The organism is Mycobacterium sp. P2_H7, assembly GCF_056403275.1.
On the sequence record NZ_JBFUFU010000012.1, the window covers coordinates 143,697 to 164,917 of the forward strand.

The following is a 21,221-nucleotide window of genomic DNA, read 5'->3' on the forward strand; positions in this document are numbered from 1 at the left end:
TGAGGTCATGAACTTCGACGACCTCGTGGCGCGCGTGTTGGCATGCGCCGGGGAGCCGGGCACGTCGATCGTCGGTATCGCGGGTGCGCCGGGAGCCGGGAAGTCCACGCTCGCAGAGGCCTTGGTACCGGCCGTCGCAGCGGTGCTGGGCGCCGACGCGGTGGCGCAGATACCGATGGACGGGTTCCATCTGGCCGACGTCGCGTTGCGCGGCCTCGGCCGTCTGGAACGAAAGGGCGCACCCGACACCTTCGACGCCGCCGGGTACGCGGCGCTGTTGCGGCGCGTCCGGCAGTCGCACGCCGTTGTCTATGTCCCGGCCTTTGAACGTGACTTGGAACAGCCGCTGGCGGGCGCACTCGCCATCGATCCCGATGTGCGGGTGGTCATCACGGAGGGCAACTACTTGTTGCTCCAGCATCCGGCGTGGCGGGAGGTGGCCGCCGAGATCGACGAGATCTGGTACCTGCGCGCGGACGAGGACCTCCGGTTGCGAAGGTTGGTGGATCGGCACATCCGGTTCGGGAAGTCACCGGACGACGCACGACGCTGGGTGCGCGATGTCGACGAACCGAACGCGCGACTGATCGAAGCAAGCTCGGCGCACGCCGATCTCCTGATCGACACCGCGAGATTGTAGTTATGGCGCGGTTCACTCGAACAACCGCACCATAACTACAATCTCGCGGCCGCGTCGACCAACCGATCTCACGGTGCCCGCGCAGACCATGCTGACCCGGGTAAGAAGTGCTCCGACTTGTCGGCGGGGTGACGTAGGGTGAACATATGTTCGAATGGCCGGTCGACGATCCGAATGCAGGCGAGGCTGCGTTGCGTGACCGGATAACCGAGCTGGAAAAGCAGAAGTCGGCGGCGGCCGCCGAACAGGCTCGACTGACCGTCGAATGGGAGAAGTTACGGCGCGCCGCCGAAGCCACGGCGGGAGTGCCGGTTGCCAAACGTGGCCGCGGGTTGGCCACCGAAATCGGCCTGGCCCGCCATGATTCGCCGAAACGGGGATCTCAGCATCTCGGTTTCGCCAAAGCCCTCGTCCACGAAATGCCGCACGCCCTGGCCCTCCTTCAGGCGGGGTTGCTCTCCGAATGGCGAGCCACATTGATAGTCCGGGAATCGGCATGTCTGACGGTCGAGGACCGCCGCCGACTGGACAAGGAACTTTGCGCTGACCCGAACGCCTTGGAAGGCTTCGGAGATGCCCGGATCGCCGCCGAGGCCCAGAAAATTGCTTACCGTCTCGACCCGCAAGCGGTGGTCGACCACGCGGCCAAAGCCCCCGCGGAACGCTACGTCTCCGTCCGCCCGGCGCCGGACGCCATGGCCTACGTGACCGCATTGGTGCCGATGCCGCAAGGTGTCGCCGTATACGCCACCCTCGACAGGGCTGCGAAAACCTGCGCCGACGACCGCACCCGCGGGCAGGTCATGGCCGATACCTTCGTCGAACGCCTCACCGGCCGGCCCGCCGCAATACCGGTGCCGGTCACCGTCAACGTGGTGCTCTCGGACGAGGCACTCCTCGCCGGTAGCACCGAACCGGCCAAGGTTGAGGGATACGGACCGATCCCGGCCCAGATCGCACGCGATCTGATCACCGAGTCTCTCGACAACGACGGTCAGATCGCCCTGCGCCGCTTGTATTCACGTCCAGCCAGCGGCGCGCTCGTCGCCATGGAATCGATGTCTCGCACCTTCCCGAAAGGCATTGCTCAGTTCATCCGGTTCCGCGACGGCACCTGTCGCACCCCGTACTGCAACGCACCTATCCGGCACATCGACCACGCCAAGCCGCATCGCCAGGGTGGCCACACCCATGCAGTCAACGGGCAAGGCTTGTGCGAACGCTGCAACTACGCCCAAGAGCAGGCCGGCTGGGCGGTCCGCGTGGTGTCCGATCAGTCGGGCCGCCACAGCACCGAATACACCACCCCGACCGGCGCGGTCTACCGTTCCACTGCGCCACCGATCGCTGGTGGCATGCGGGTTCTCACCCGCGACATCCACATCGTCATCCCACGCAAGGCGGCATGACTCACCGCCTAGTACAGGCCAGTGGTCTCGGCGACCAACCGGGCACCGATCTCGGTGATCTCACCGATCGCCAACGGGCGCAACGGATGTACGGCCACGATCAGCGCGACGCGGCCGTGCTGATCGAACACCGGCGCGGCGATGGTGGCCACCGGCCGCGTCTCGCTGCTCTCCAGCAGGCCGATGGTGGTGAACTCAACCAGCAGGCGCTCCATCAGCTGCCGCACCGACTCGGGCAGGTCGGTGGCGGTGCCCATCAGTTGGGCCGCCTGCGCCAGCGCCGGGGTCGTCCAATCGATGTCGAAACCGCGCTCGCGGGTGTGGTCCAATACCTGCTCTAGCCGTTGGGCCAGTTCGGCATTCGAGGATGCGGCCCGGGCGATCCAGTCCTGCCGGCCGTCCGGGGTGTCCCACGCCGCGAAAGCCACCCCGAACGGTGGGGCGTAGGGGATCCGGTCACCGGGGGCGCTGGCCGCGCCGCCTTCGAAGGCCGTGATCACCAGGGTGGCCCCCACCTGTTCCACCACCGACGCCGGATAGCCGATCTCCGCCGACAGGCGCCGTATCGCCATCCGGGCCGCGACCACGACGGGACGTGCCGCGTCGACGCGTTCGGCCACCAACGCCAGTGCGGGCCCCAACGTGAAGGTCTTGTCGGTCTGATCCCGGCTCACCCAGCCGCGATCCCACAGCGTCTTGAGAATCGCATGCGCGGTGGCCTGGGTGAGTTCGAGTTCGCGGACGATGTCGGAGAACCGCAGCGTCTCATTGCCCGGCCGGGCCAACAGTTCGATCACATCGAGTGCTCTGGCGGTCGGCGCCGAGCTGGATCCGCGAATGTCTTGACTCCTCACCGACGGCACGCTTAGCGTGATGGCAAATATTCGAGATTATGTCTCGAATAGTCGAGAAAGGCAACCGATGCGGGCTGTGCTGCTACGACACGGTGAACTCACTGTCGGTGACACCCCCGACCCGGTTCCCGGACAGGGCGAGTTGCTGCTGCGCACCCTCAGCACCGCCATCTGCGCCTCAGACGTGCACTTCATGGACAACCCGAACCTTGATGATCCGACCGGCCGGTCCTGTTACGACGCCGAACGTGACATCGTGCTCGGCCATGAGTTCGTCGGCGAGGTCATCGGGCACGGGCCCGGTTGTACCGATCAACACCCGGTCGGTACGCGCGTCACGTCCATCCCGATCCGACTCATCAACGGAGGAGCAGACGGGGTCCGGATCATCGGCCAGCATCCCGAGGCGCAGGGCAGTTTCGCCGAACAACTCGTCGTCGGCGAGATGGCAGCCAAACCCGTGCCGCCGACGGTATCCGCCGATGCGGCCGCACTCACCGATGCTTTCGCCGTCGGTGAGTTCTACGTACGTTCCGCGGCGGTGCGACCCGGCGAAATCCCCATCGTCATCGGCGCCGGCGCCATCGGGCTGTCGGCCGTGGCGGCGTTGCGCGCCAGAGGGATCGAGCCGATCGTGGTCTCCGACCATCAGGCTGACCGCCGCGCGCTGGCCGAGTCGTTCGGGGCGCACCTCACCGTCGATCCGGCCGTGCAGTCCCCGTTCGAGGTTTTCCGGGAGATCCGCGCCCAACGCCACCTGCCCGGACCCGCAGTTGTTTTCGAATGCGTCGGCGCGGCCGGCCTGATCCAGCAGATCGTGAAATCGGTCGAGATGACCACCCGCATCTACTGCGCGGGCGGCTGGTACACCGGCGACTCACTGAGCATCACCGACGCCACCCAGGTCGGCGTCACCATCCAGTTCGGCGGGGGACCGATGCCGCAGGACTGGTACGGCACCCTCGACGCCATCGTCGACGGCCGGTTGGACCCGCTGCCCGCGGTCGGCAAGATCATCGGACTCGACGACGTGCCAGAAGCCCTCGACCTCGCCCGCCGCTCCGCGGGCCCACCCCGAATCATCGTGCACCCGAACGGAGACCCGGAATGAGTGACCGCGAAGACATCACCGATGTCCTGATCCGCTACGCCACCGGCATCGACCGCAGGGACTGGCCGCTGTTCCGCACCGTGTTCACGCCGGACTGCGAGCTGGACTACGGCCAGATCGGCACCTGGAACGGAGTGGACGCCGTCACCGAATTCATGGAGCTGTCCCATGCCGGCGCCGGACACACCATGCACCGGCTCAGCAACATGGCCATCACCGTCACCGGCGACACAGCGACGACCCGCACCTACATCGACGGCCTCATCCTGGCGGCCGACAACGCCTCCGGTGTCAACGCCGTCGGCTTCTACGACGACGAACTCGTCCGCACCGGGGACGGCTGGCGGATCGCACGCCGCCGGTTCACCTCCGTGCGACTCACGACGGTGGGGTCATGAGCTTCGCCCAGACGTACGGGCCGTGGGCCCTGGTGGCCGGCGCCTCCGACGGTGTCGGTGCCGCCTTCGCCGAAGGCCTGGCCGAACGCGGCGTCAACGTCGTGCTGCTGGCCCGCCGCCAACAGGTGCTCGACCAGGTCGCAGAATCCATCGCAGCCCGGACCGGCGTCCAAACCCGCACACTGGCAATCGATCTCAGCGATGACGGCGCCACCGAAGCAATCGCCGCCGCCACCGCGGATCTGGAGATCGGCTTCCTCGTCTACTGCGCGGGTGCCGACCCGACCTTCGCGCACTTCCTCGATCAGCCCGTCGCCGCCGCCGAGGCCATGGTGGTGCGCAACTGCGTCACTCCTATGCGACTGTGTCATCACTTCGCCGCACCGATGGTGACCCGCGGCCGGGGTGGCATCGTGCTGTTCGGCTCGGGCGCGGGCTTCGCCGGCGGACCGAACATGGTGGCCTACGGTGCTTCCAAGGCTTTCGACATGGTGTTCGCCGAGGCTCTGTGGGCCGAGTTGCACGACAAGGGCGTCGACGTCGTCGGCCTGATCCTCGGCAAGACCGATACCCCGGCCCTACGCACACTCGAACACAGCCGGGGCGTGCTGCCCGACACCGGCACCGCACCCCCGGACGCCACACCCGCCGCCGACGTCGTCGAAGAGGCCTTCGCGAGCCTCACCCACGGCCCCACCGTGCTGGTCGGTGAGCAGATGAAGACAGTCGCGCCCCTGCTGGCGTCGATGACCCGTAATGAGGCCGTCGCCCTGATCACGGCGGCCAGTGCGGCGGCGATGGGGTGAGCCCGCGCTAAGGTGCCCGCTATGCCGAATGCGAGCAGTGACGTCTGGGAAGTGTTGTCCACCGCGCGGACCATCCGCCGGTTCACCGCCGAGCCGGTCGACGACGCCACCCTGACCCGGTGCCTGCAAGCGGCCACCTGGGCACCCTCGGGCGCCAATGCCCAGGCGTGGCGGTTCGTGGTGCTGCGTTCACCCGAACTGCGGGCGGCCGTGGCGAGCGCGGCGGCGCACGCATTGTCGGTCATCGAACCGGTCTACGGGATGACCCGGCCGACCGCCGAGGACACCGGCCCGGCGGCCCGCAACAATCGGGCCACCTACGAATTGCACGACCGGGCAGGCGAATTCACCTCGGTGCTGTTCACCCAGAAGAGGTTCCCCACGGCATCGGAGCTGCTGCTGGGCGGATCCATCTTCCCGGCGATGCAGAATTTTCTACTCGCCGCCCGGGCGCAGGGCCTGGGTGCCTGCCTGACCAGTTGGGCCTCCTACGGGGGTGAGGCCATTCTGCGGGAAGCCGTCGGGGTGCCCGAGGACTGGATGCTCGGCGGGCACATCGTGCTCGGCTGGCCCAAGGGCAGGCACGGCCCCCTGCGGCGGCGGTCGCTGCGCGACGCCGTCTACCTCGACCACTGGGGCACGCCTGCCGATTCGGTGCTCGGGACGGACTGACGGCCACCAGAACCACCGGCCCAGCAGCACCACGATCGACGGCAGCACGAAGGTCCGCACGATCAGGGTGTCGATCAGCAGTCCCACGCCGACGGTGAGGCCGATCTGCGCGACGCTGGTGACGGTGCTGGCCACCAGCGCCAGCATGGTGATGCCGAAGACCAGACCGGCAGTGGTCACCACCCCGCCGGTGGCACCGAACGCGCGGATGACGGCCACCCTGTCACGCCCCTCCTCCCGGATGCGCATCGCCAACAGCAGGTTGTAGTCCGCGCCGACGGCGACCAGCGCGATGAAACTGATCGGACCGACCACCCAATGCAGTGGCGCGCCCAGCAGGTGCTGCCAGATCGGCACACTGGCGCCCAGCGCGGCACTGAAGGAGATCGCGACGGTACCGACCACCACGAGTCCCGCCACCGGACTGCGCAGCAGCAGCGCGACGATGGCGAAGATCAGGGCCAACGTGGTGGCGGCGAGCAGCACCGTGTCGCGGTGCACCAACGCCTGCAAGTCGTGGGTGGCCGGGCCCGCACCCGCCAGGTACACCCCGGTCGGGACCAGCGTGCCCTCCTTGGTCGCCTCGGTCACGGCGCTGTCGATCAGCTCTGTACGCGCGGCACCGTCGTTGCCCCATTCCTCGCCGCGGCCGTAGACCATCAGATAGGTGGACCGGCCGTCCGGCGAGATCAGTTGGTCCAGAGCGGCTTTGAGCCGGGGATCGGCCAGCGCCCGCTCGGGCATGTAGAAGCCGCCCGCAGCGCTGCCCTCGAAGGCCACCGAGGTTTCGCGTAGGTAGTCGGTGAGCGCGTGCAGTCGCGGCCCCACCGCGGACAACTGTCCACGCACATCGGCCATCGTCGACCGGGCCTGGCGGACGGCCGAGGACATCGCGTCGATGGCAGCCGGGACCCCGGCCAGAGCTCCTGTCGCCGTGGCGGATCCGTGGCCCATCCGATCCACGCCGGCGGTCAGCGCCGTCGTGGACGTCATCACCGCATCGACGGGCGAGAGCACCCGCGCCGCCACCGCGCACAGTGGATTGTTCGCGCAGTCCGGGGTGGACGCGACGAATCCGCGGACCGGATCCAGATACCCCGCGGTCTCGTCGACGGTCTGCTGCAGCGTGTCGGTGCCCCGCCGCATGTCCTGCGCCGCCACCGACACCTCACCCAGGCCCGATGCGCTGCCCTGCAGGCCGTTGCGCATCCCGGTCAGCGCCGAGCTCATGGCGGCCAGCATCCCGTCCAGGTCGCCCAGTCCGTTCAGCCGGGCGACGATCTCGTCGACGCCGCCGCCGAGTTGGTCGCCGATGGTGCCGGCCTGCCCGCTCAAGGTGGCCTGCTCGGGAACGGTGCCCGACGGTCTGCTCGCCGACTGGACCAGGCGCACACCGGGTATCGCCATGAGGGCGCGGGTGATCCGCTCGATCGCGATGAGACCAGCCGGATCACGCAGATCGTGATCGGCGGCCACCGTCACCACCGTGGGCAACAACTGGTTGGCGCCGAAATGACGGTCCACGGCCGCATACCCACGGTTGGACTCGGCGCCCTTCGGGGGCGCGGTCGTCTCGTTCCATTCGCTGTGCAGGGTGACTGCGGGCAGTGCCAGCACCGCGATGGCGCCGATCGCGGCGACCAGGATCGGAGCGGGCCAGCGGGTCACCGCCGCCCCGACGCGCCGCCAGCGTCGCCCGGTCCGGTCGGGTGGCGGACGCGTCCCGGTCAGCCGAGAAGTCAGCGTCATCAGTGCCGGCGTCAAGGTCAGGGCCGCGCACATCGCCACCACAATGCCGATGGCACAGGGTATTCCGGTGCTGCGGAACACGGCGACGCGCGCCAGCCCCAGGCAGCTCAACGCCGCCGCGACGGTCAGCGCCGAACCCACCACCACCGGTGCGATCCCTCGGCAGGCGCCGGTCAGCGCCTCGGCGTGCTGCTGCCCGCGCCGTAGGCCCTCCCGGTGCCGGCCGGTCAGGAAGATCGCGTAATCGGTTCCCGCCCCGAGCATCATCGCCGCGACGAGCGCAATCGAGAACATCGACACCTCGATGTACCCGGCATCGCCGAGGGCCGCGACGATCGGGCGCGCCACGGCGAGCGCCACTCCCACCGACAGCAGTGGTATCGCCGCCGCAATCACCGAGCGGTACACCACGAGCAACAGCAGCGCGATCAGGGCGATGGTCGCAGCCGTGATCATCAACATCTGTCGATCGATGGCGGCGAACTCGTCGGCGATGGTCGCGCCGGGCCCGGTGACGTACACGGTCAGGCCGTCGGGCGGGCCTGCTCGTGCCGCCGCATCCCGCACGGCCCGCACCGAATCCCCGGCCTGCGTGGTACCCAGCGAGCCCGCCAGGCGCATCATCACCACCGCCGACCGCTGGTCGGGGGGGGCCCCCCCATCGACCAGCCGGTCGTAGTACTGCCGGTCCGCCTCCGACAGCGGCCGATCACGCTCCAGCACAACGTAGTTCAGGTTGTTGTCAGGCGCACCCCCGAACAGTGCGCCGGACTGCGCCGMCGCCMCCGMGCKCGGGGCGKCGGTGGGCATGAACGCGCGGGCGTGCCGATGCACCACCTGTTCCAGTTGCGGCACCGCCACATTGGCCGCCGCAGCGATCACGAGCCAGCAGCCGACGACAACCATCGCACCCCGCGTCGAAACCAGCGCCGACCATTTCATATGGCTAGACGTTAGGAAGCGGAGCACCGGCCGCGCGTCGTCCCGAAGGCCGAACGTGGCCTCCTACCGTGGTAGGAAGCCGAACCCGCCCGCAGCATGATGGTCAACGCGGGCCCGCGGCCCTACGATTGGCCGATGCGCGTCGCCGTGCCCGAGTTCGTGCGTGTGCGCCTACAGCGCCGCGGCGAGTTGATACCGCTCGGGTTCAACTGGGCCTTCGTGGTCACCACCGATGCCGCGATGATCCTCATCACTATCGGGGCCACCCTTCAGCGCCCCCATCACGATCACCTGGTTGCCGTGCCGGTCGCGCTGTTGATCGCGCTGTGCCCGTTGGTGCTCTTCTTCTTCAGCGGGATGGGTTTCAGCCCGCTGCTCATGTGGGTGTCCTGGTCGGCCGCCGCTTCCATTCTGCTGTTCGGGACGTCCACGCCCATCGCATACGACTTCGCTCCACTTCTGCTGGTCCTCATCGTGGGTGCGGTCGCGGCAATGACGTCGCTCGCCGGCGGGCTGCTCTCGACGGCGTCCGCGCTGGCGATCCTGCTGCTGGCCGCGGCCCTGCACCGCCTGGACGGCGTGCTGCTCTACGTCTGCATCCTGGGGATGGGCTGGCTGGTCGGCTACCTGATGCACGTGCAGCAGCAGCTGCACGCCCAGCAACATGCCGCGCAGGAGGCGCTGGCCGAGCATGCCGCCGCCGATGAGCGCCGGCGCATCGCCAGGGAGGTGCACGACGTCATCGCGCATTCGCTGTCGGTCACCCTCTTGCACCTGACCGGCGCCCGCCGGGCGCTGCAGCAGGATCGCGACATCGATGACGCGGTCGACGCGCTGACCGACGCGGAGAAGCTCGGGCGCGAGGCGATGGCGGACATCCGCCGGACCGTGGGGCTGCTCGACGATGCACCGATGAAGATCGCGCCGGAACCGGGCGTCGAGGACATCGAGCGGCTCATCGACGATTTCACCGGCGCCGGGCTGAACGTCATCCTGCGCACGCACGGGCCGATGGTCCGGGTCTCCCCGGGCACCGGTCTCGCGCTGTACCGGATCACCCAGGAGTCCCTTGCCAACATCGCCAAGCATTCACCGGACTCGAAATCGTCTGTCACGTTGACGACATCGGAGGACCACGCCGATCTGTCGATCGTGAACGAGGTTCCGGTCGCAGTCACGGTGCAGGCGCAGCGGGTGACCGACGGCAGGGGAGTGCGCGGGATGCGTCAGCGGGTCGAGTTGCTCGGAGGGGTGATCAACATCGGCCCGACGACGCAGGGGTGGTCCGTGCAGGCGCGGATCCCATTGCACGACAACGCAAGCCAGAGGTGGTGCGGTACGTGACCGCCATAACAAGCGCCGACATCGCGGTCCTGCTCGTCGACGACCAGGAACTGGTGCGCTCTGGGCTGCGACGGATCCTGCGCCGCAAGGACGGGTTCGTCATCGTCGCCGAGTGCGCCGACGGGGATGAGGTCGCCGCGGCACTGGCGCAGCATCGGGTCGACGTCGTGGTGATGGATCTGCGGATGAAACGGATCGACGGGATCGAGGCGACCAGCCGGGTGGCCGCCGTCGGGGGGCCGCCGGTGTTGGCACTGACCACCTTCGACGAGGACGAGCTGCTCTCCGGCGCGCTACGGGCCGGTGCGGCCGGGTTCGTACTCAAGGACTCGTCGGCCGAAGAATTGATCCGGGCCGTGCGGGCGGTGGCCCACGGCGACAGCTATCTCGACCCGGCCGTGACGTCGCGGGTGCTCAGCACCTACCGCAGAGTGGCAGACACCGCGTCCCCGAGGATGGGCCCGACGGTCACCGAACTCACCGCGCGCGAGTTGGACGTGCTGACCCTGATCGGCAAGGGTCTCTCCAACGGCGAGATCGCCGACGAGCTGTTCATCTCTGGGGTGACCGTCAAGAGCCACATCGGCAGGATCTTCGACAAGCTCGACCTGCGGGACCGCGCCGCGGCCATCGTGTACGCCTACGACCATGGCATCGTCAGCCCGTTGTAGGACTGCGCTCCGGCGCACGATGAGCACTGCGCTGTGGCGCACAATCAGCATTGTGCGACGATGCGGCAATGGCACGTCCGTTTCATTTCACCCAGACCGAGCAGGACACGTTCCTGCCCACCGCATACGCGCAGAGCCACTGGGGTCCTGACCACCTCAACGGCCCGGCCCTCGTCGGTCTGGTGGCCCGCACCCTGGAAAGCGCGTTCGGGCGGCCCGAATTCCTACCGGCCAGGCTGACGGTCGACCTGTTCAAGGCCGCCCGCGGCGTGCCCACCACCGCCAAGCTCGCCCTGGTGCGCGACGGCCGCCGGGTGCGCAACGCCGAGTGTGAACTGGTTCAGGAAGGTGTGACCGTCGTGCGCGCCACGCTGGTGCAGTACCGGCTCTCGGAATCGCCTCGCGGCCAGGAATGGTTTGCACCAACGACTTTCACCGGCCCCATGGAGCGCGACGACACCCGGGGGATCGGTATCGGCAGTGACGACGTCGGCTGGACCAACGCCATCGCCGACCACCAGAACACCTCACGCAAACGCTTCGTCAATCGCACCATCGACGTCGTCGCCACCGAGGAGAATTCACCATTCGTCCGGGCGGCCATGGCCGCGGAGGGCACCAGCCTGGTCACCAACCTCGGGACGGCAGGCGTCGGCTATATCAACGGGGATCTCACCGTCGCGCTGTCCCGACTGCCCCAGGACGACTGGATCGGCGTGCAGGCCGATTCGCACTGGGCCGACGACGGTATCTCCGTCGGGACGTCGACGCTGTTCGACAGCACAGGCGCCTTCGGAACGGGCATGGTGACCGCCGTGGCCAACCCGGCCGCGCAGATCGATTTCTCGGACGACCCCTTCCCAGACCGCACCCGCTGAGCTCAGCCTGCAGCCGCGTGCCGACCGATCGCCGCGCCGGCCGCGGTCACCTTCTTCGCGAAAGCACCGACGTGCTCGAGCGCGCGACGTCCCTCCGGCAGAACGTCCGCGGCCAAGGGGAAATCGTGGATCTGACCGTCCCACAGGTGCAACTCGCACGGGGTTCCGGCCTCTTGCAGGCGCTCATACATCAGTTCGGCGTCCGGCAGCAGGATCTCTCCGGTGCTGGCATGGATCATCACCGGCGGCATCGCGGTCAGATCGGCGTCCGCAGGAGAGAGCACCTCACCGCCGCCCTCGGCGGGCAACGTTTGGTCGCCGCGACGCACGTAGCGGGCGAACATCGCCAAGGCATTAGCCGGGAACATCGAACAGGATCCCGCGCCGCGGCCCGCAAGTTTCCGGCGGGGATCGAGGTCGGTGAGTGGCGACAGCGCCGCGACCCCGGCGACCGGGCCGCCGCCGCGGCGAATCAGTTCAAGGGTGCTGGCCAGCGCCAGGTAGCCCCCGGCCGAATCGCCGGCGATGACGATCTCATGGGACCGATATCCCCGCCGAAACAGCCAGTCCAGCCCGTCGAGCGCGTCCTCGACGGCACACGACAACCGATTCGCCGGCAGTAACCGATAGCCCACATTGAGCACTTCGGCGTCCGCGGCCTCGGACAGCCGAGCCACCATCGAGCGGTGGGTGTTCAAGCCACATGTGAGAAAAGCCCCACCGTGCAGGTACAGAATCGCCCGCTGCGCAGCGGGATTCCGCTTGCCGACCAGTTCGGCCCGGCAATGCGGCAGCGCAATGCGCTGTGACACAGCCGAAACCGACTGCGGAACGAGTCCGGCCATGCGGTCCACCGAGGCCAGTGGCCAGCCCAAGTCGGGGAATCTGGCCCAGATACGCAGTGTGTTCTTGAGGATCAGGCGCGACCAGGCTGCCAGCGCCACCGATTGCGGGCTACGCGAGGTGTGGTGCCGCAGAGCGGTGATCGAATCGGCACCGTGATCGACGTCCACGTGTTCCTCCCTTGTGAAAAGCAAAGGAAAAGTACCCGATGGCGACCGCTTGAAACGTGAACGGGCAAAGCTAGGGCAGACAAGAAGTGCAGTCCGCGATGGTGGCACGCATGTTTCGCTCCATCATCTGCAGGGCCGCCCGCCCGAGATCAGCATCGATGTGCGCCACCGCATCGCGGGCGATCACCACATCGAAGTGGCGCACGTAGGCGTCGAGCGCGCTGTAGAGGATGCATTGTTCGGTAACCTGACCAGCAAAGACGACAGTTGTGGTGCCCAACCGTTGCAACAGATAGTCCAGCGCGGTGGAGTAGAAGACGCTGTGCCGAACCTTGGTCAGAAACAACGCATCACGGTCGGGCACCAAAGGCCTCACGAGTTCCGGACGGCGCCCGCGCAACGCTTCTCGCACGAGGTCGTCTCTGCTCGCCGTGAAGTCACCGCGATTGTCGTTGACGTACACCAGGTCTACCCCGTCATGAGACCTCGCGGCACCGATCAATGTCACCAACGGAGCGACGATGTTCTCGACGTTGGACGCGAGCTGATCGGCGTCCTCATGTTGATATTCGTTGAACATATCGACCACGACGAGTGCACATTCAGCCACCCTGGCGGGATACCCGATAACAATTCGGTCACGCAAAACGCCACGATCTGTCCTGCTTTGGCCTCGACGTCATCAGCGACCGATCCATCCAGCGCAACAACCCTCCATCGGGCGCAAAACTGCGAGCGACCTCACGTCTGTTTGCTGTAACGGCCCGAAATCGGGCCGACGCCGTCGTTCGTCGTGTTTGAAGGTTTCCGTATGGTGGAAATCGGGTCGGGTCCCGAACAAAACTGAACGACTCGAAGGAATATCTGTTCATCATGAAAGTCACGTTCCGCAATCGCATCGCCTTCTCCGCCCTCGCTGCAGCCGGAGCTTTCGGCATGCTGCTGGCCCCCATCGCGTCCGCCGATCCGGCCGATTGCAGCCGGCCGGCGCTCGACGCCACCGTCCAGCAGACCACCGGTGCCGCGCAGGGCTACCTGAACGCCCACCCGGGCGCCAATCAGGCCGTCTCCGTCATCTACACCCAGCCGCGCGAGGCTGCGTCGGCGAGCATCCGGACGTACTTCACCGCCAACCCGCAGGAGTACGTCGAGCTGAAGAACATCCTGTCGCCGATCGCCGACAAGCAGCGTGCGTGCAACACCACGGTGCTCTCACCGGAGATGGCCTCGGCCTACAGCGAGTTCATGGCCGGCTGAGCCGCCCAGCCGCGCTCAACCCTTGACGACCTGCGTCCCACCGGCCAGGTCGTCATGGGTGCCCTGGCGCCACGGGCTGTTCTTGATCGACACCGCGATCATCACGTACGCCACGAAGGCCAGCAGCCCGCCGAGGTAGGGCACCGCGGCCAGCAAGGTGAACGCGTTGCGGATCGCCGACTGCTTCAGGTCGGGGTGTGGCCGGCCGTGTGGCCCGCGCACGTGTAGCCCCAATATCTTCTTGCCCGGCGTCCAGCCGACCGAAACTTCGAACGCGACGAAGTAGATGAAGGTCAGCAGTCCCGAAAACAGCCCGGTGACAAGGATATTCGAGACCGAATCGAGTGAGACCACCGCGAAGCCACTGGCGATGCTGACGATGATGCCGTCGATCAACCGGGCGAAGAACCGGCGACCGAGGTTGCCGGCGACGGCGGGCTTCTGGGCCTGGTACTGCCACGGCTGAGACACCTGGTCACCACTGGTCATGGCATCAATCTACGCAGGGGAACGGCCGCCCACCAGCTTCGACTCGTCCTCGAGTTCGTCATGCTGTTCGGAGTCGTCGAAGACCCGGCCGCGACGTTCGGCCTGCGGACTCCCGCTGAACAGCGCCGAGTCGGCCTGACGGGCGGGCTGCGGGGCGACCGCCGGCGTGCGCACCTGATCGTCGGTTTCGCCGAGACCATCGATGCGGCCGCGCGGGAGCGCGCCCGGATTGGTCTGCAGCCACTTGACCATTCCCTCACGTACATCGCAGCGCAGATCGAACAGCGCGCCCGCGTTCTCCGCGCTCACCAACATCCGAACCCGCACCCGTCCATCGACGGCGTCGGTCACCTGCAGCACACCGACCCGGCCGTCCCACAAGGGATCCGCCCGCAGCAGCCGGTCGAGTTCGGCCCGCATCGATTCGAACGGGACGGTGAAATCCACGTCGAGTTCGGCGGTGCCGAGCAGTTCGGTGGCGTTGCGCGTCCAGTTCTGAAAAGGCTTGGTGGTGAAGTACGTCGAGGGGAGTACCAGCCGTCGCTCATCCCACAGGTGGATCACGACGTAGGTCAGGGTGATCTCTTCGATGCGGCCCCATTCATCCTCGAGGACCACGACATCGCCGACCCGGATGGCGTTGGAGAAGGCGATCTGGATCCCCGCGAACGCGGCGCCCAACGAGGTCTGCGCGGCCAGGCCGGCGACCACGGAAAGCACTCCCGCAGAAGCGAACAGCGTCTTGCCGATATCACTGAAGGACGGGAACGTCATGAGCGCTGCGGCCGACCCGAGCACGACGACGACGGCGATGACGAGCCGCCGCAGCACCGTCACCTGAGTGCGGATCTTTCGCCGGTGCCGGTCGGCGTCCGTCAGACCCTCGTCGCCGCCGGCGAAGCGCGCGATGGCCTGCCGCTCGGCCACCATCACCAGGCTGGCCGCCACCCAGGTGAAGGTGGCGATGAGGGCGATCACGAGCGCATGGTCGACCCAGCCGCGCCAGCTGGCATGCATGTCGGAGGTGCGGCGTACTGCGGCGGACGCCGCGATCACGATCAGGGCGGCCCGCACGGCGTTGCGGGTCAGGTGCCCGATGTCGCGGATCAGGCGACTGCGTCTCCCCAGCCGGGCGAGCAGGCGTGACAGCGCGAAACTGAGTCCGTAGGCGATGACGACGGACCCGGCCACCCAGGCCGCCGTGACGGCGAAGTTGGTGGCGGTATCGAGCTCGGTGGTGTCGGTCATTAACGACGTGCTCCTGAGATCGGGGGCAGTGTGCATCCGACGACGATGTCGACCTGTGGAGCCTTCCCACGCCGCCGCCGCGGGTAAACGCGATGACCCGACGATCGCGATCATTGGGATGAGGGTCACAGCCCTCGAATGTTCGATGACCGTGAACGATATGTCAGTAGATATCACGTGGACGTGAACGTTCTGGCTGCCGTTCAATGCAGAGATGACCACCACTGCCGCCCGAACCGGCGCATTCATGGCGATCGCCGCGATGTGCTCGGTGCAGCTGGGCGCGGCCATCGCGGTCGGGCTCATCGACGACATCGGACCCGAGGGCACCGCATGGCTGCGCCTGGCCTGGGCAGGTCTGTTGATGCTGGCATTGGTGCGGCCACGCCGCTCGGCGTTCACCCGGTCGGCGTTCCTGGCGTGCGTGGTGCTGGGCGTGGTGACGGCCGGTATCACGCTGCTGTTCATGATGGCCGTGGCGCGGATCCCGTTGGGCACGGCCAGTGCGCTGGAATTCCTCGGGCCCCTGGCCGTTGCCGTGGCCAAGGGCTCGGGCCGGCAGCGCCTGCTGTGGCCCGGGCTTGCCGCTGCGGGTGTGCTGCTGCTGACCGAACCCTGGGCGGGGTCCGTCGATCCCGTCGGGGTGCTCTACGCGCTGGGCTCGGCCGTCTGCTGGGGTCTGTACATCCTGCTGACGCAGCGGGTGGGGGACGAGGTCGCCGGGATCACCGGGCTGGCCGTGTCCATGCCCGTCGCGGCCCTCGTCGCGACGGCGGTGGCCGGGCCGACGGTGTTCGGCAGGCTCACCCCTGAGATCGTGCTGATCGGCATCGGCCTGGCGATCATGCTGCCCATCATTCCGTTCGCCCTCGAACTGCTGGCCCTGCGCAGGCTCACCACTGCCGCCTTCGGCACGCTGATGAGCCTGGAGCCGGGTTTCGCGATGCTGATGGGGCTGCTGATCCTGCACCAGGTGCCCGCGCCGCTTGCCGTCGTCGGCATCGTCGCGGTCGTCGCCGCCGGTATCGGCGCGGCCCGCACCGGTGCGCGGTCCTCGCCGCCCGTGCCCGACGCCTCTATTTCCCGCGAGCGCGCGTGTTTGCACAGGGGCGCGCCGCAATAAGCGTGCATTCCGCGCACACTCGCCGAGGACGGGCGGTATCGATACTCTCGGTCAGATGGCCAAAGGTTTCGCTGATTCGCCATTCGTCCGCGCGTTCAACGGGGCGTTCGTCGCTGTGATGCACGCTCCGGTACTGGGCGCCTTGCTACGCCGCGGCAGCGTCGTCATCCGCTATCAGGGCCGCAAGTCCGGCCAGACCTTCGAACTGCCGGTGAGCTACCGGCGCTCAGGCGACACCGTCACCGTGCGCGTCGGCATGCCGGACAAGAAGAACTGGTGGCGCAACTTCACCGGGGACGGCGCACCACTGGTGTTCCTCGGGCTCGACGGCGCCGATCGACCGGCGCATGCCGTGGCCACCCGGGACGCCAAGGGTGCCGTTTCGGTCACCGCGACGCTGACCTGAAGAGGGAGCTCAGTCGATCCGCTTGCGCCGGTACAGCGTTCCCCCGGCGAGCAGGATCAAGCTGATCACCAGAATCGCCGTGGCCAACACGTTGATCTGCGGTGGCACAGCCGCTTTCACCGCCGCGTTGACGTACAGCGGGTAGGTGACGGTGGAACCGCTGACGAAGTAGGTGATGATGAAGTCGTCCAGCGACAGCGCGAAGGACAGCATGCCCGCGGCGATGATGCCCGGCACGATCAGCGGCAAGGTGACCTTGAAGAAGGTCCGCCCCGGGCCTGCACCGAGATCCAGCGACGCGTCCTCCAACGTCCAGTCGAAACCGCGCACCCGCGCCCGCACCGTCATCGCGATGAAACTGACCTCGAACGCGACGTGCGCGATCACGATGGTGGTGTAGCCGGCCGCCCAGTGCAGATCCAGGAACAACGTCAGCAGCGAGGCACCCATCACCACCTCGGGTGCGGTCAGCGGCAACACCATGAAGGTGTCGACTGCCTTCTGGCCGCGAAACCGCTGGCGCACCAGGGCGATCGCCAACAGGGTGCCGAGTACCAGCGCGATCAACGTGGACACCAGCGCCACGTTCAAGCTGAGCTTGAGCGCCTCCACCAGGGCGGGATATTTGAACGGGTGCAGCCAGTTGTCGAAGGTGAAGCCCTGCCAGGTGTAGTTGAACTTGCCTGCCGGGTGGTTGAACGAGAACAGCACGATCACGAAGATCGGCAGGAACAGGTACAGCAGCACCAGGCCCGCGATGATTCGCAGCACCAGGTCACCCCACTTGGGGCGGGCCCGAACGGGTTTGGCGACCGACTGCGGCAGCGTGGCGGTCATACCAGGTCCTCCGAACCCAGGGCGCGGGTGTACATGAGCACGCCCGCGAGGATCAGCACCATCAGCCCGAGGCTGAGCGCCGCGGCGACGGGGTAGTCCTTGACCACCAGGAACTGTTTCTGGATGACGTTGCCGATCATGGTCGTCTGGGTACTGCCCAGATAGTCCGCATTGATGAAATCACCTACCGCAGGAATGAATACGAGCATGCCGCCGGCGAAGACGCCGGGCAGCGAGAGCGGCAGGATCACCTTGCGGAAGCTGCGCGGTCCTGACGAGTACAGGTCACGGGAGGCTTCCAGCAGGCGCGGGTCGATCTTCTCAAGGCTGACGTAGAGCGGCAGGATCATGAAGATGATCCAGTTGTAGATCAGGCCACCGATCACGGCCCAACTGGTCGACAGCAGCCGGCCCTCGCTGGGCAGCAGGCCGATGGTGTTGAGGATGCTCACCACCCAGCCGTCATCGGCCAGGATGGTCTTCCACGCCAGCGTGCGGATGAGGAAGGTGACGAAGAACGGCAGGATCACCAGACCAAGGATCAGATTCTTGAATCTGCCTGCCTTGAAAGCGATCACGTAGGCCAGCGGGAAGGCCAGCAGCAGGCACGCCACCGTGGCGACGGCCGCATAGCCGAACGACCGCAGGATCTGATCTTGGTAGAGGTGAAACGCCTTCGTGAAATTGCCGAAGTTCCAACCGAATTCCAGCGTCGGCAGATACACCGACCCGCCCGAGGTGGACAGTGAGGTGCGCGCCAAGGAGAACAACGGCACCACGAAGAAGATCGCGAGGTAGCCCAGCGCGGGCAAGATCATCAGATACGGCGCGATCTTGCTCCGCTGCCTGTTGCTGGTGGCGGCTCCAGCCATGATCAGCCGCCGGTGACTGCGGCGTACAGACCGGTGTACTCCTGGGTCTGCTCGTCGGTGAGCGTCGCCCACGACTTCAGCTTCGCCTGGACGTCGGCGGGCGGGTTGATCAGCTGGTTGGCCGCAAGCTTGGGATCGATCTTGTTCAACTCGTCGGTCATGTCCGAGAGCACCGGCACGTACTGGGTGAACGCGATCAACTTGGCGTAATTGGCGCGGTCGTACACGTAGTCGATCCAGGCCTCGGCGGCCTTCTGATTCTGCGTGGTGTAAGGGATCACCTGAGTGTCGATGAACCACACACCGCCCGACTCGGGAACGATGAACTCCAGGTCCGGATTGTCGGCCTGCAACTGGACCACGTCGCCCGAATATGCCTGTGCCACTGCGATGTTGCCGGCCGCGAGATCGTCGGCGTAGTCGTTGCCGGTGAAGCGACGGATCTGCCCCTTGTCCTTCTGCTCGCGGATCAGGTCGACGGCCTTGGTCACCGACTCGGTCGACGGGCTCTCCGGCGAATTGCCCTGCGACATCATGATCATGCCCAGGCCGTCCTGGATGTCGGAGAGCAGGCTGACCCGGCCCTTGAAGGCGGGATCCCACAGATCGTCGATCTTGGTGATCGGCCGTTTGGTGGCGGCCTTGTTGTAGGCCAGGCCGACCATGCCGGTCATGTACGGCGCGGTGTATTTGCGGCCCGGATCGACGGGCGAGTTCAGCAGGTCCGGGCGCAGGTTCTTGCGGTTGGGCACCCCGGCATCGCTGATCTCGTTGAGCCAGCCCAGCCCCTTGATCCGAGCGGCCATGAACTGCGTGGGTACGACGAGGTCGGCACCGATGTCCTGCTTGCGCGACAGCGGCTCCTTGTTCTTGGCGAACCACTGCTCGTTGTCGTTGAAGTCTTCCTTGTAGTCCACCGTGATTCCGGAGGCCGTCTGGAAGGCGGCGACGAATCCATCGGCCATGTACAGGGGCCAGTTGGAGACGCGCAACGTGCCCGACGCCGGGCCACTGTCCTGGGTGCTGCTGGCTGCCGTCCCGCTGTCGCTGGAGCCACAGGCCGCCAGGAACGACGGGCCCAGTATCGCCGCCGCGGCTGCCGCCGCACCACCGCCGATGAAGCGCCGCCTGCTGGTCCGGTTGGAAGCCATGCGGGACAGCAGCCGGGGGTCGATCTCGTTGGACATGCGGGACCTTTCGTCAAATTCTGAACAGTTGGGGGACAGGATGTTCGGCGACCGCTACGAGTCGTCGAGCATCTCCTCGAGGTCCTCGGTGGTGGGGATGTCGGCGGCGGGCAGCACCAGGGAAGCGTCCGGGCTCCAGCTCACATAGACCTCGTCACCGGGCCGCAACATCGGCAGATCCTGCTCGGGCCCGACGTGGGCCACCACCACCGACTCGTCGGGAGCGACGACGGCCAGTCGCACGACCGGGCCCTGGAAGGTCATATCGCGCACCGTGGTTCGCACCGACACTACGTCGCCGACCGGCTCCTCGGTGGTGACGCGAACCCGTTCCGGCCGGATCATCAGGGTGGCCTGGCCGCCCGGTTCGATGGTCGTGTCGCCGGGGCGGGATTTCAGGGTGGAGCCCAGTACCTCGATCTCCACGAAATCGCGGTTGGCCCGCCCGGTCTGACGGCCCGCCCACAGGTTGGCCTGACCGATGAAGCCGGCGACGAACACCGTCGCGGGCCGGTCGTAGATGTCGGTGGGGGTGCCGATCTGCTCGACGTTGCCGGCGTTCATGACCGCGATGCGGTCACTCATCGTCAGCGCCTCCTCCTGATCGTGGGTCACGTAGATGAACGTGATCCCCACCTCGCGCTGGATGCGCTTGAGTTCGAACTGCATGGCGTGGCGCAGTTTGAGGTCCAGCGCGCCCAGGGGTTCGTCGAGCAGCAGAGCGCTGGGGTAGTTGACCAGGGCACGGGCCAAAGCCACCCGTTGCTGCTGGCCACCGGAGAGCTGACCGGGCTTGCGTTTGGCGAAATCGGTGAGCCGGACGATCTCGAGGATCTCGTCGACGGCGCGTTTGATCTCGGCTGGGTCCTTTTTGGCGGACTTCTTGCGACTGCGTGGCCCATAGGCGACGTTGTCCCAGACCGTCATGTGCGGGAACAGCGCGTAGTGCTGGAAAACGGTGTTCACGTTGCGCTTGTGCGGCGGAACTGTGGACACGTCGACGCCCTCGAGGCGGATGGCTCCCGATGTCGGCGTTTCGAAGCCGGCGATCATGCGCAGCGTCGTGGTTTTCCCGCAGCCCGACGGGCCGAGCATGGAGAAGAACTCGCCGGAGCCGATGGTGAAGTCGGCCTCGGCCACCGCGACGTAGTCGTCGAAGCGCTTCGTCACGTGGTCGATCTCGATGACCGGGGCCGCCTTCGTCGACGTGGCCCCGTCCTCTCCCGTCGCGTGATCCGCGGCGGTGGTATGTGTGCCGGTCAGAACCGGACCTCCCTCGGCATGGTGGTCGTTGCGCCCCTAACCTTTGTCCATC

At 67.0% G+C, this 21,221-nt stretch carries 21 protein-coding genes and 1 pseudogene; 12 read left to right on the forward strand and 10 right to left on the reverse strand.

All coding sequences use genetic code 11. From position 1 onward, the window contains the following. Positions 1 to 7 precede the first annotated feature (7 nt). A complete protein-coding gene (locus tag AC1DY7_RS19790; protein ID WP_477495403.1) occupies positions 8 to 640 on the forward strand; it encodes a nucleoside/nucleotide kinase family protein in 633 nt (210 codons plus the stop codon). Positions 641 to 786: 146 nt separating this feature from the next. Next, positions 787 to 2,049: an HNH endonuclease gene (locus AC1DY7_RS19795; RefSeq protein ID WP_477495404.1), complete on the forward strand. Its 1,263-nt coding sequence runs from the start codon at positions 787 to 789 to the stop codon at positions 2,047 to 2,049. Positions 2,050 to 2,057: 8 nt separating this feature from the next. Here AC1DY7_RS19795 and AC1DY7_RS19800 read toward each other — a convergent pair whose 3' ends face one another. Then, positions 2,058 to 2,903 carry a helix-turn-helix domain-containing protein gene (locus tag AC1DY7_RS19800; protein ID WP_477495405.1) on the reverse strand — a complete coding sequence of 282 codons (846 nt, stop codon included), beginning with the start codon at positions 2,901 to 2,903 and terminating at the stop codon, positions 2,058 to 2,060. Between the two features lie 76 nt (positions 2,904 to 2,979). Between AC1DY7_RS19800 and AC1DY7_RS19805 the strand changes: the two genes are divergently transcribed. From AC1DY7_RS19805 to AC1DY7_RS19820, 4 genes are read left to right on the forward strand one after another with little or no spacing between them, the layout of a single operon-like run. Further along, a complete protein-coding gene (locus AC1DY7_RS19805; RefSeq protein WP_477495555.1) occupies positions 2,980 to 4,014 on the forward strand; it encodes a zinc-binding dehydrogenase in 1,035 nt (344 codons plus the stop codon). Next, positions 4,011 to 4,412, forward strand: a complete 402-nt coding sequence (locus AC1DY7_RS19810; RefSeq protein ID WP_477495406.1) for a nuclear transport factor 2 family protein — start codon at positions 4,011 to 4,013, stop codon at positions 4,410 to 4,412. Before AC1DY7_RS19805 ends, AC1DY7_RS19810 begins: the two co-directional genes overlap by 4 nt. Further along, complete coding sequence (locus AC1DY7_RS19815; protein WP_477495407.1) at positions 4,409 to 5,218, forward strand: SDR family NAD(P)-dependent oxidoreductase; 810 nt, start codon at positions 4,409 to 4,411, stop codon at positions 5,216 to 5,218. Before AC1DY7_RS19810 ends, AC1DY7_RS19815 begins: the two co-directional genes overlap by 4 nt. Positions 5,219 to 5,239: 21 nt before the next feature. After that, positions 5,240 to 5,890: a nitroreductase family protein gene (locus AC1DY7_RS19820; protein WP_477495408.1), complete on the forward strand. Its 651-nt coding sequence runs from the start codon at positions 5,240 to 5,242 to the stop codon at positions 5,888 to 5,890. On the opposite strand, the pseudogene AC1DY7_RS19825 reads toward AC1DY7_RS19820, so the two are convergent. Next, positions 5,885 to 8,581: pseudogene (locus AC1DY7_RS19825) on the reverse strand (MMPL/RND family transporter); the annotation flags it as partial. The gene AC1DY7_RS19820 and the pseudogene AC1DY7_RS19825 overlap by 6 nt on opposite strands. Positions 8,582 to 8,716: 135 nt before the next feature. Between AC1DY7_RS19825 and AC1DY7_RS19830 the strand changes: the two are divergent. The 3 genes from AC1DY7_RS19830 (at position 8,717) to AC1DY7_RS19840 (ending at position 11,474) form a co-directional block, all read left to right on the forward strand. Then, the gene (locus AC1DY7_RS19830; protein WP_477495409.1) at positions 8,717 to 9,925 is read left to right on the forward strand and encodes a sensor histidine kinase; all 1,209 of its coding nucleotides are present in this window, start codon (positions 8,717 to 8,719) and stop codon (positions 9,923 to 9,925) included. 5 nt (positions 9,926 to 9,930) lie between these two features. Continuing rightward, on the forward strand, positions 9,931 to 10,596 hold the full coding sequence (locus AC1DY7_RS19835) for a response regulator transcription factor (protein WP_477495556.1): 666 nt from the start codon (positions 9,931 to 9,933) through the stop codon (positions 10,594 to 10,596). Between the two features lie 68 nt (positions 10,597 to 10,664). After that, a complete protein-coding gene (locus AC1DY7_RS19840; protein WP_477495410.1) occupies positions 10,665 to 11,474 on the forward strand; it encodes an acyl-CoA thioesterase domain-containing protein in 810 nt (269 codons plus the stop codon). Positions 11,475 to 11,476: 2 nt separating this feature from the next. Here AC1DY7_RS19840 and AC1DY7_RS19845 read toward each other — a convergent pair whose 3' ends face one another. Both AC1DY7_RS19845 and AC1DY7_RS19850 read right to left on the reverse strand, forming a co-directional pair. After that, positions 11,477 to 12,487, reverse strand: a complete 1,011-nt coding sequence (locus tag AC1DY7_RS19845) for an alpha/beta hydrolase (RefSeq protein WP_477495411.1) — start codon at positions 12,485 to 12,487, stop codon at positions 11,477 to 11,479. A 70-nt stretch (positions 12,488 to 12,557) separates the two neighbouring features. Next, positions 12,558 to 13,097 (reverse strand): cysteine hydrolase family protein, encoded by a 540-nt coding sequence (locus tag AC1DY7_RS19850; RefSeq protein WP_477495412.1) that lies wholly within the window; start codon positions 13,095 to 13,097, stop codon positions 12,558 to 12,560. A 263-nt stretch (positions 13,098 to 13,360) separates the two neighbouring features. Between AC1DY7_RS19850 and AC1DY7_RS19855 the strand changes: the two genes are divergently transcribed. Further along, positions 13,361 to 13,744, forward strand: coding sequence for a hemophore-related protein (locus AC1DY7_RS19855; protein WP_477495413.1), 384 nt, complete (start codon positions 13,361 to 13,363; stop codon positions 13,742 to 13,744). Positions 13,745 to 13,759: 15 nt separating this feature from the next. Here AC1DY7_RS19855 and AC1DY7_RS19860 read toward each other — a convergent pair whose 3' ends face one another. Together AC1DY7_RS19860 and AC1DY7_RS19865 are read right to left on the reverse strand one after the other, a co-directional pair. Beyond that, positions 13,760 to 14,233, reverse strand: coding sequence for an RDD family protein (locus AC1DY7_RS19860; RefSeq protein ID WP_477495414.1), 474 nt, complete (start codon positions 14,231 to 14,233; stop codon positions 13,760 to 13,762). A gap of 9 nt (positions 14,234 to 14,242) precedes the next feature. Then, positions 14,243 to 15,481 (reverse strand): mechanosensitive ion channel family protein, encoded by a 1,239-nt coding sequence (locus AC1DY7_RS19865; protein ID WP_477495415.1) that lies wholly within the window; start codon positions 15,479 to 15,481, stop codon positions 14,243 to 14,245. Between the two features lie 214 nt (positions 15,482 to 15,695). Between AC1DY7_RS19865 and AC1DY7_RS19870 the strand changes: the two genes are divergently transcribed. Beyond that, the gene (locus AC1DY7_RS19870) at positions 15,696 to 16,604 is read left to right on the forward strand and encodes an EamA family transporter (protein ID WP_477495416.1); all 909 of its coding nucleotides are present in this window, start codon (positions 15,696 to 15,698) and stop codon (positions 16,602 to 16,604) included. Between the two features lie 55 nt (positions 16,605 to 16,659). Beyond that, positions 16,660 to 17,010: a hypothetical protein gene (locus tag AC1DY7_RS19875; RefSeq protein WP_477495417.1), complete on the forward strand. Its 351-nt coding sequence runs from the start codon at positions 16,660 to 16,662 to the stop codon at positions 17,008 to 17,010. A gap of 9 nt (positions 17,011 to 17,019) precedes the next feature. On the opposite strand, the gene AC1DY7_RS19880 is transcribed toward AC1DY7_RS19875, so the two are convergent. Genes AC1DY7_RS19880 through AC1DY7_RS19895 form a run of 4 tightly spaced genes read right to left on the reverse strand, consistent with a single transcriptional unit; the run spans position 17,020 to position 21,076 of the window. Next, positions 17,020 to 17,847: an ABC transporter permease gene (locus AC1DY7_RS19880; protein WP_477495418.1), complete on the reverse strand. Its 828-nt coding sequence runs from the start codon at positions 17,845 to 17,847 to the stop codon at positions 17,020 to 17,022. Then, positions 17,844 to 18,719 (reverse strand): ABC transporter permease, encoded by an 876-nt coding sequence (locus AC1DY7_RS19885; protein ID WP_477495419.1) that lies wholly within the window; start codon positions 18,717 to 18,719, stop codon positions 17,844 to 17,846. Before AC1DY7_RS19885 ends, AC1DY7_RS19880 begins: the two co-directional genes overlap by 4 nt. A gap of 2 nt (positions 18,720 to 18,721) precedes the next feature. Beyond that, positions 18,722 to 19,906, reverse strand: coding sequence for a polyamine ABC transporter substrate-binding protein (locus tag AC1DY7_RS19890; RefSeq protein WP_477495420.1), 1,185 nt, complete (start codon positions 19,904 to 19,906; stop codon positions 18,722 to 18,724). Positions 19,907 to 19,960: 54 nt separating this feature from the next. Further along, positions 19,961 to 21,076 carry an ABC transporter ATP-binding protein gene (locus tag AC1DY7_RS19895; RefSeq protein ID WP_477495421.1) on the reverse strand — a complete coding sequence of 372 codons (1,116 nt, stop codon included), beginning with the start codon at positions 21,074 to 21,076 and terminating at the stop codon, positions 19,961 to 19,963. Between the last annotated feature and the right edge of the window lie 145 nt (positions 21,077 to 21,221).

Coding starts and splice junctions, on each gene's coding strand:
- AC1DY7_RS19790 (WP_477495403.1), top strand. CDS start 8: ATGAACTTCGACGACCTCGTGGCGCGCGTGTTGGCATGCGCCGGGGAG.
- AC1DY7_RS19795 (WP_477495404.1), top strand. CDS start 787: ATGTTCGAATGGCCGGTCGACGATCCGAATGCAGGCGAGGCTGCGTTG.
- AC1DY7_RS19810 (WP_477495406.1), top strand. CDS start 4,011: ATGAGTGACCGCGAAGACATCACCGATGTCCTGATCCGCTACGCCACC.
- AC1DY7_RS19815 (WP_477495407.1), top strand. CDS start 4,409: ATGAGCTTCGCCCAGACGTACGGGCCGTGGGCCCTGGTGGCCGGCGCC.
- AC1DY7_RS19820 (WP_477495408.1), top strand. CDS start 5,240: ATGCCGAATGCGAGCAGTGACGTCTGGGAAGTGTTGTCCACCGCGCGG.
- AC1DY7_RS19830 (WP_477495409.1), top strand. CDS start 8,717: ATGCGCGTCGCCGTGCCCGAGTTCGTGCGTGTGCGCCTACAGCGCCGC.
- AC1DY7_RS19840 (WP_477495410.1), top strand. CDS start 10,665: ATGGCACGTCCGTTTCATTTCACCCAGACCGAGCAGGACACGTTCCTG.
- AC1DY7_RS19855 (WP_477495413.1), top strand. CDS start 13,361: ATGAAAGTCACGTTCCGCAATCGCATCGCCTTCTCCGCCCTCGCTGCA.
- AC1DY7_RS19860 (WP_477495414.1), bottom strand. CDS start 14,233: ATGACCAGTGGTGACCAGGTGTCTCAGCCGTGGCAGTACCAGGCCCAG.
- AC1DY7_RS19865 (WP_477495415.1), bottom strand. CDS start 15,481: ATGACCGACACCACCGAGCTCGATACCGCCACCAACTTCGCCGTCACG.
- AC1DY7_RS19870 (WP_477495416.1), top strand. CDS start 15,696: ATGACCACCACTGCCGCCCGAACCGGCGCATTCATGGCGATCGCCGCG.
- AC1DY7_RS19875 (WP_477495417.1), top strand. CDS start 16,660: ATGGCCAAAGGTTTCGCTGATTCGCCATTCGTCCGCGCGTTCAACGGG.
- AC1DY7_RS19880 (WP_477495418.1), bottom strand. CDS start 17,847: ATGACCGCCACGCTGCCGCAGTCGGTCGCCAAACCCGTTCGGGCCCGC.
- AC1DY7_RS19885 (WP_477495419.1), bottom strand. CDS start 18,719: ATGGCTGGAGCCGCCACCAGCAACAGGCAGCGGAGCAAGATCGCGCCG.
- AC1DY7_RS19890 (WP_477495420.1), bottom strand. CDS start 19,906: ATGTCCAACGAGATCGACCCCCGGCTGCTGTCCCGCATGGCTTCCAAC.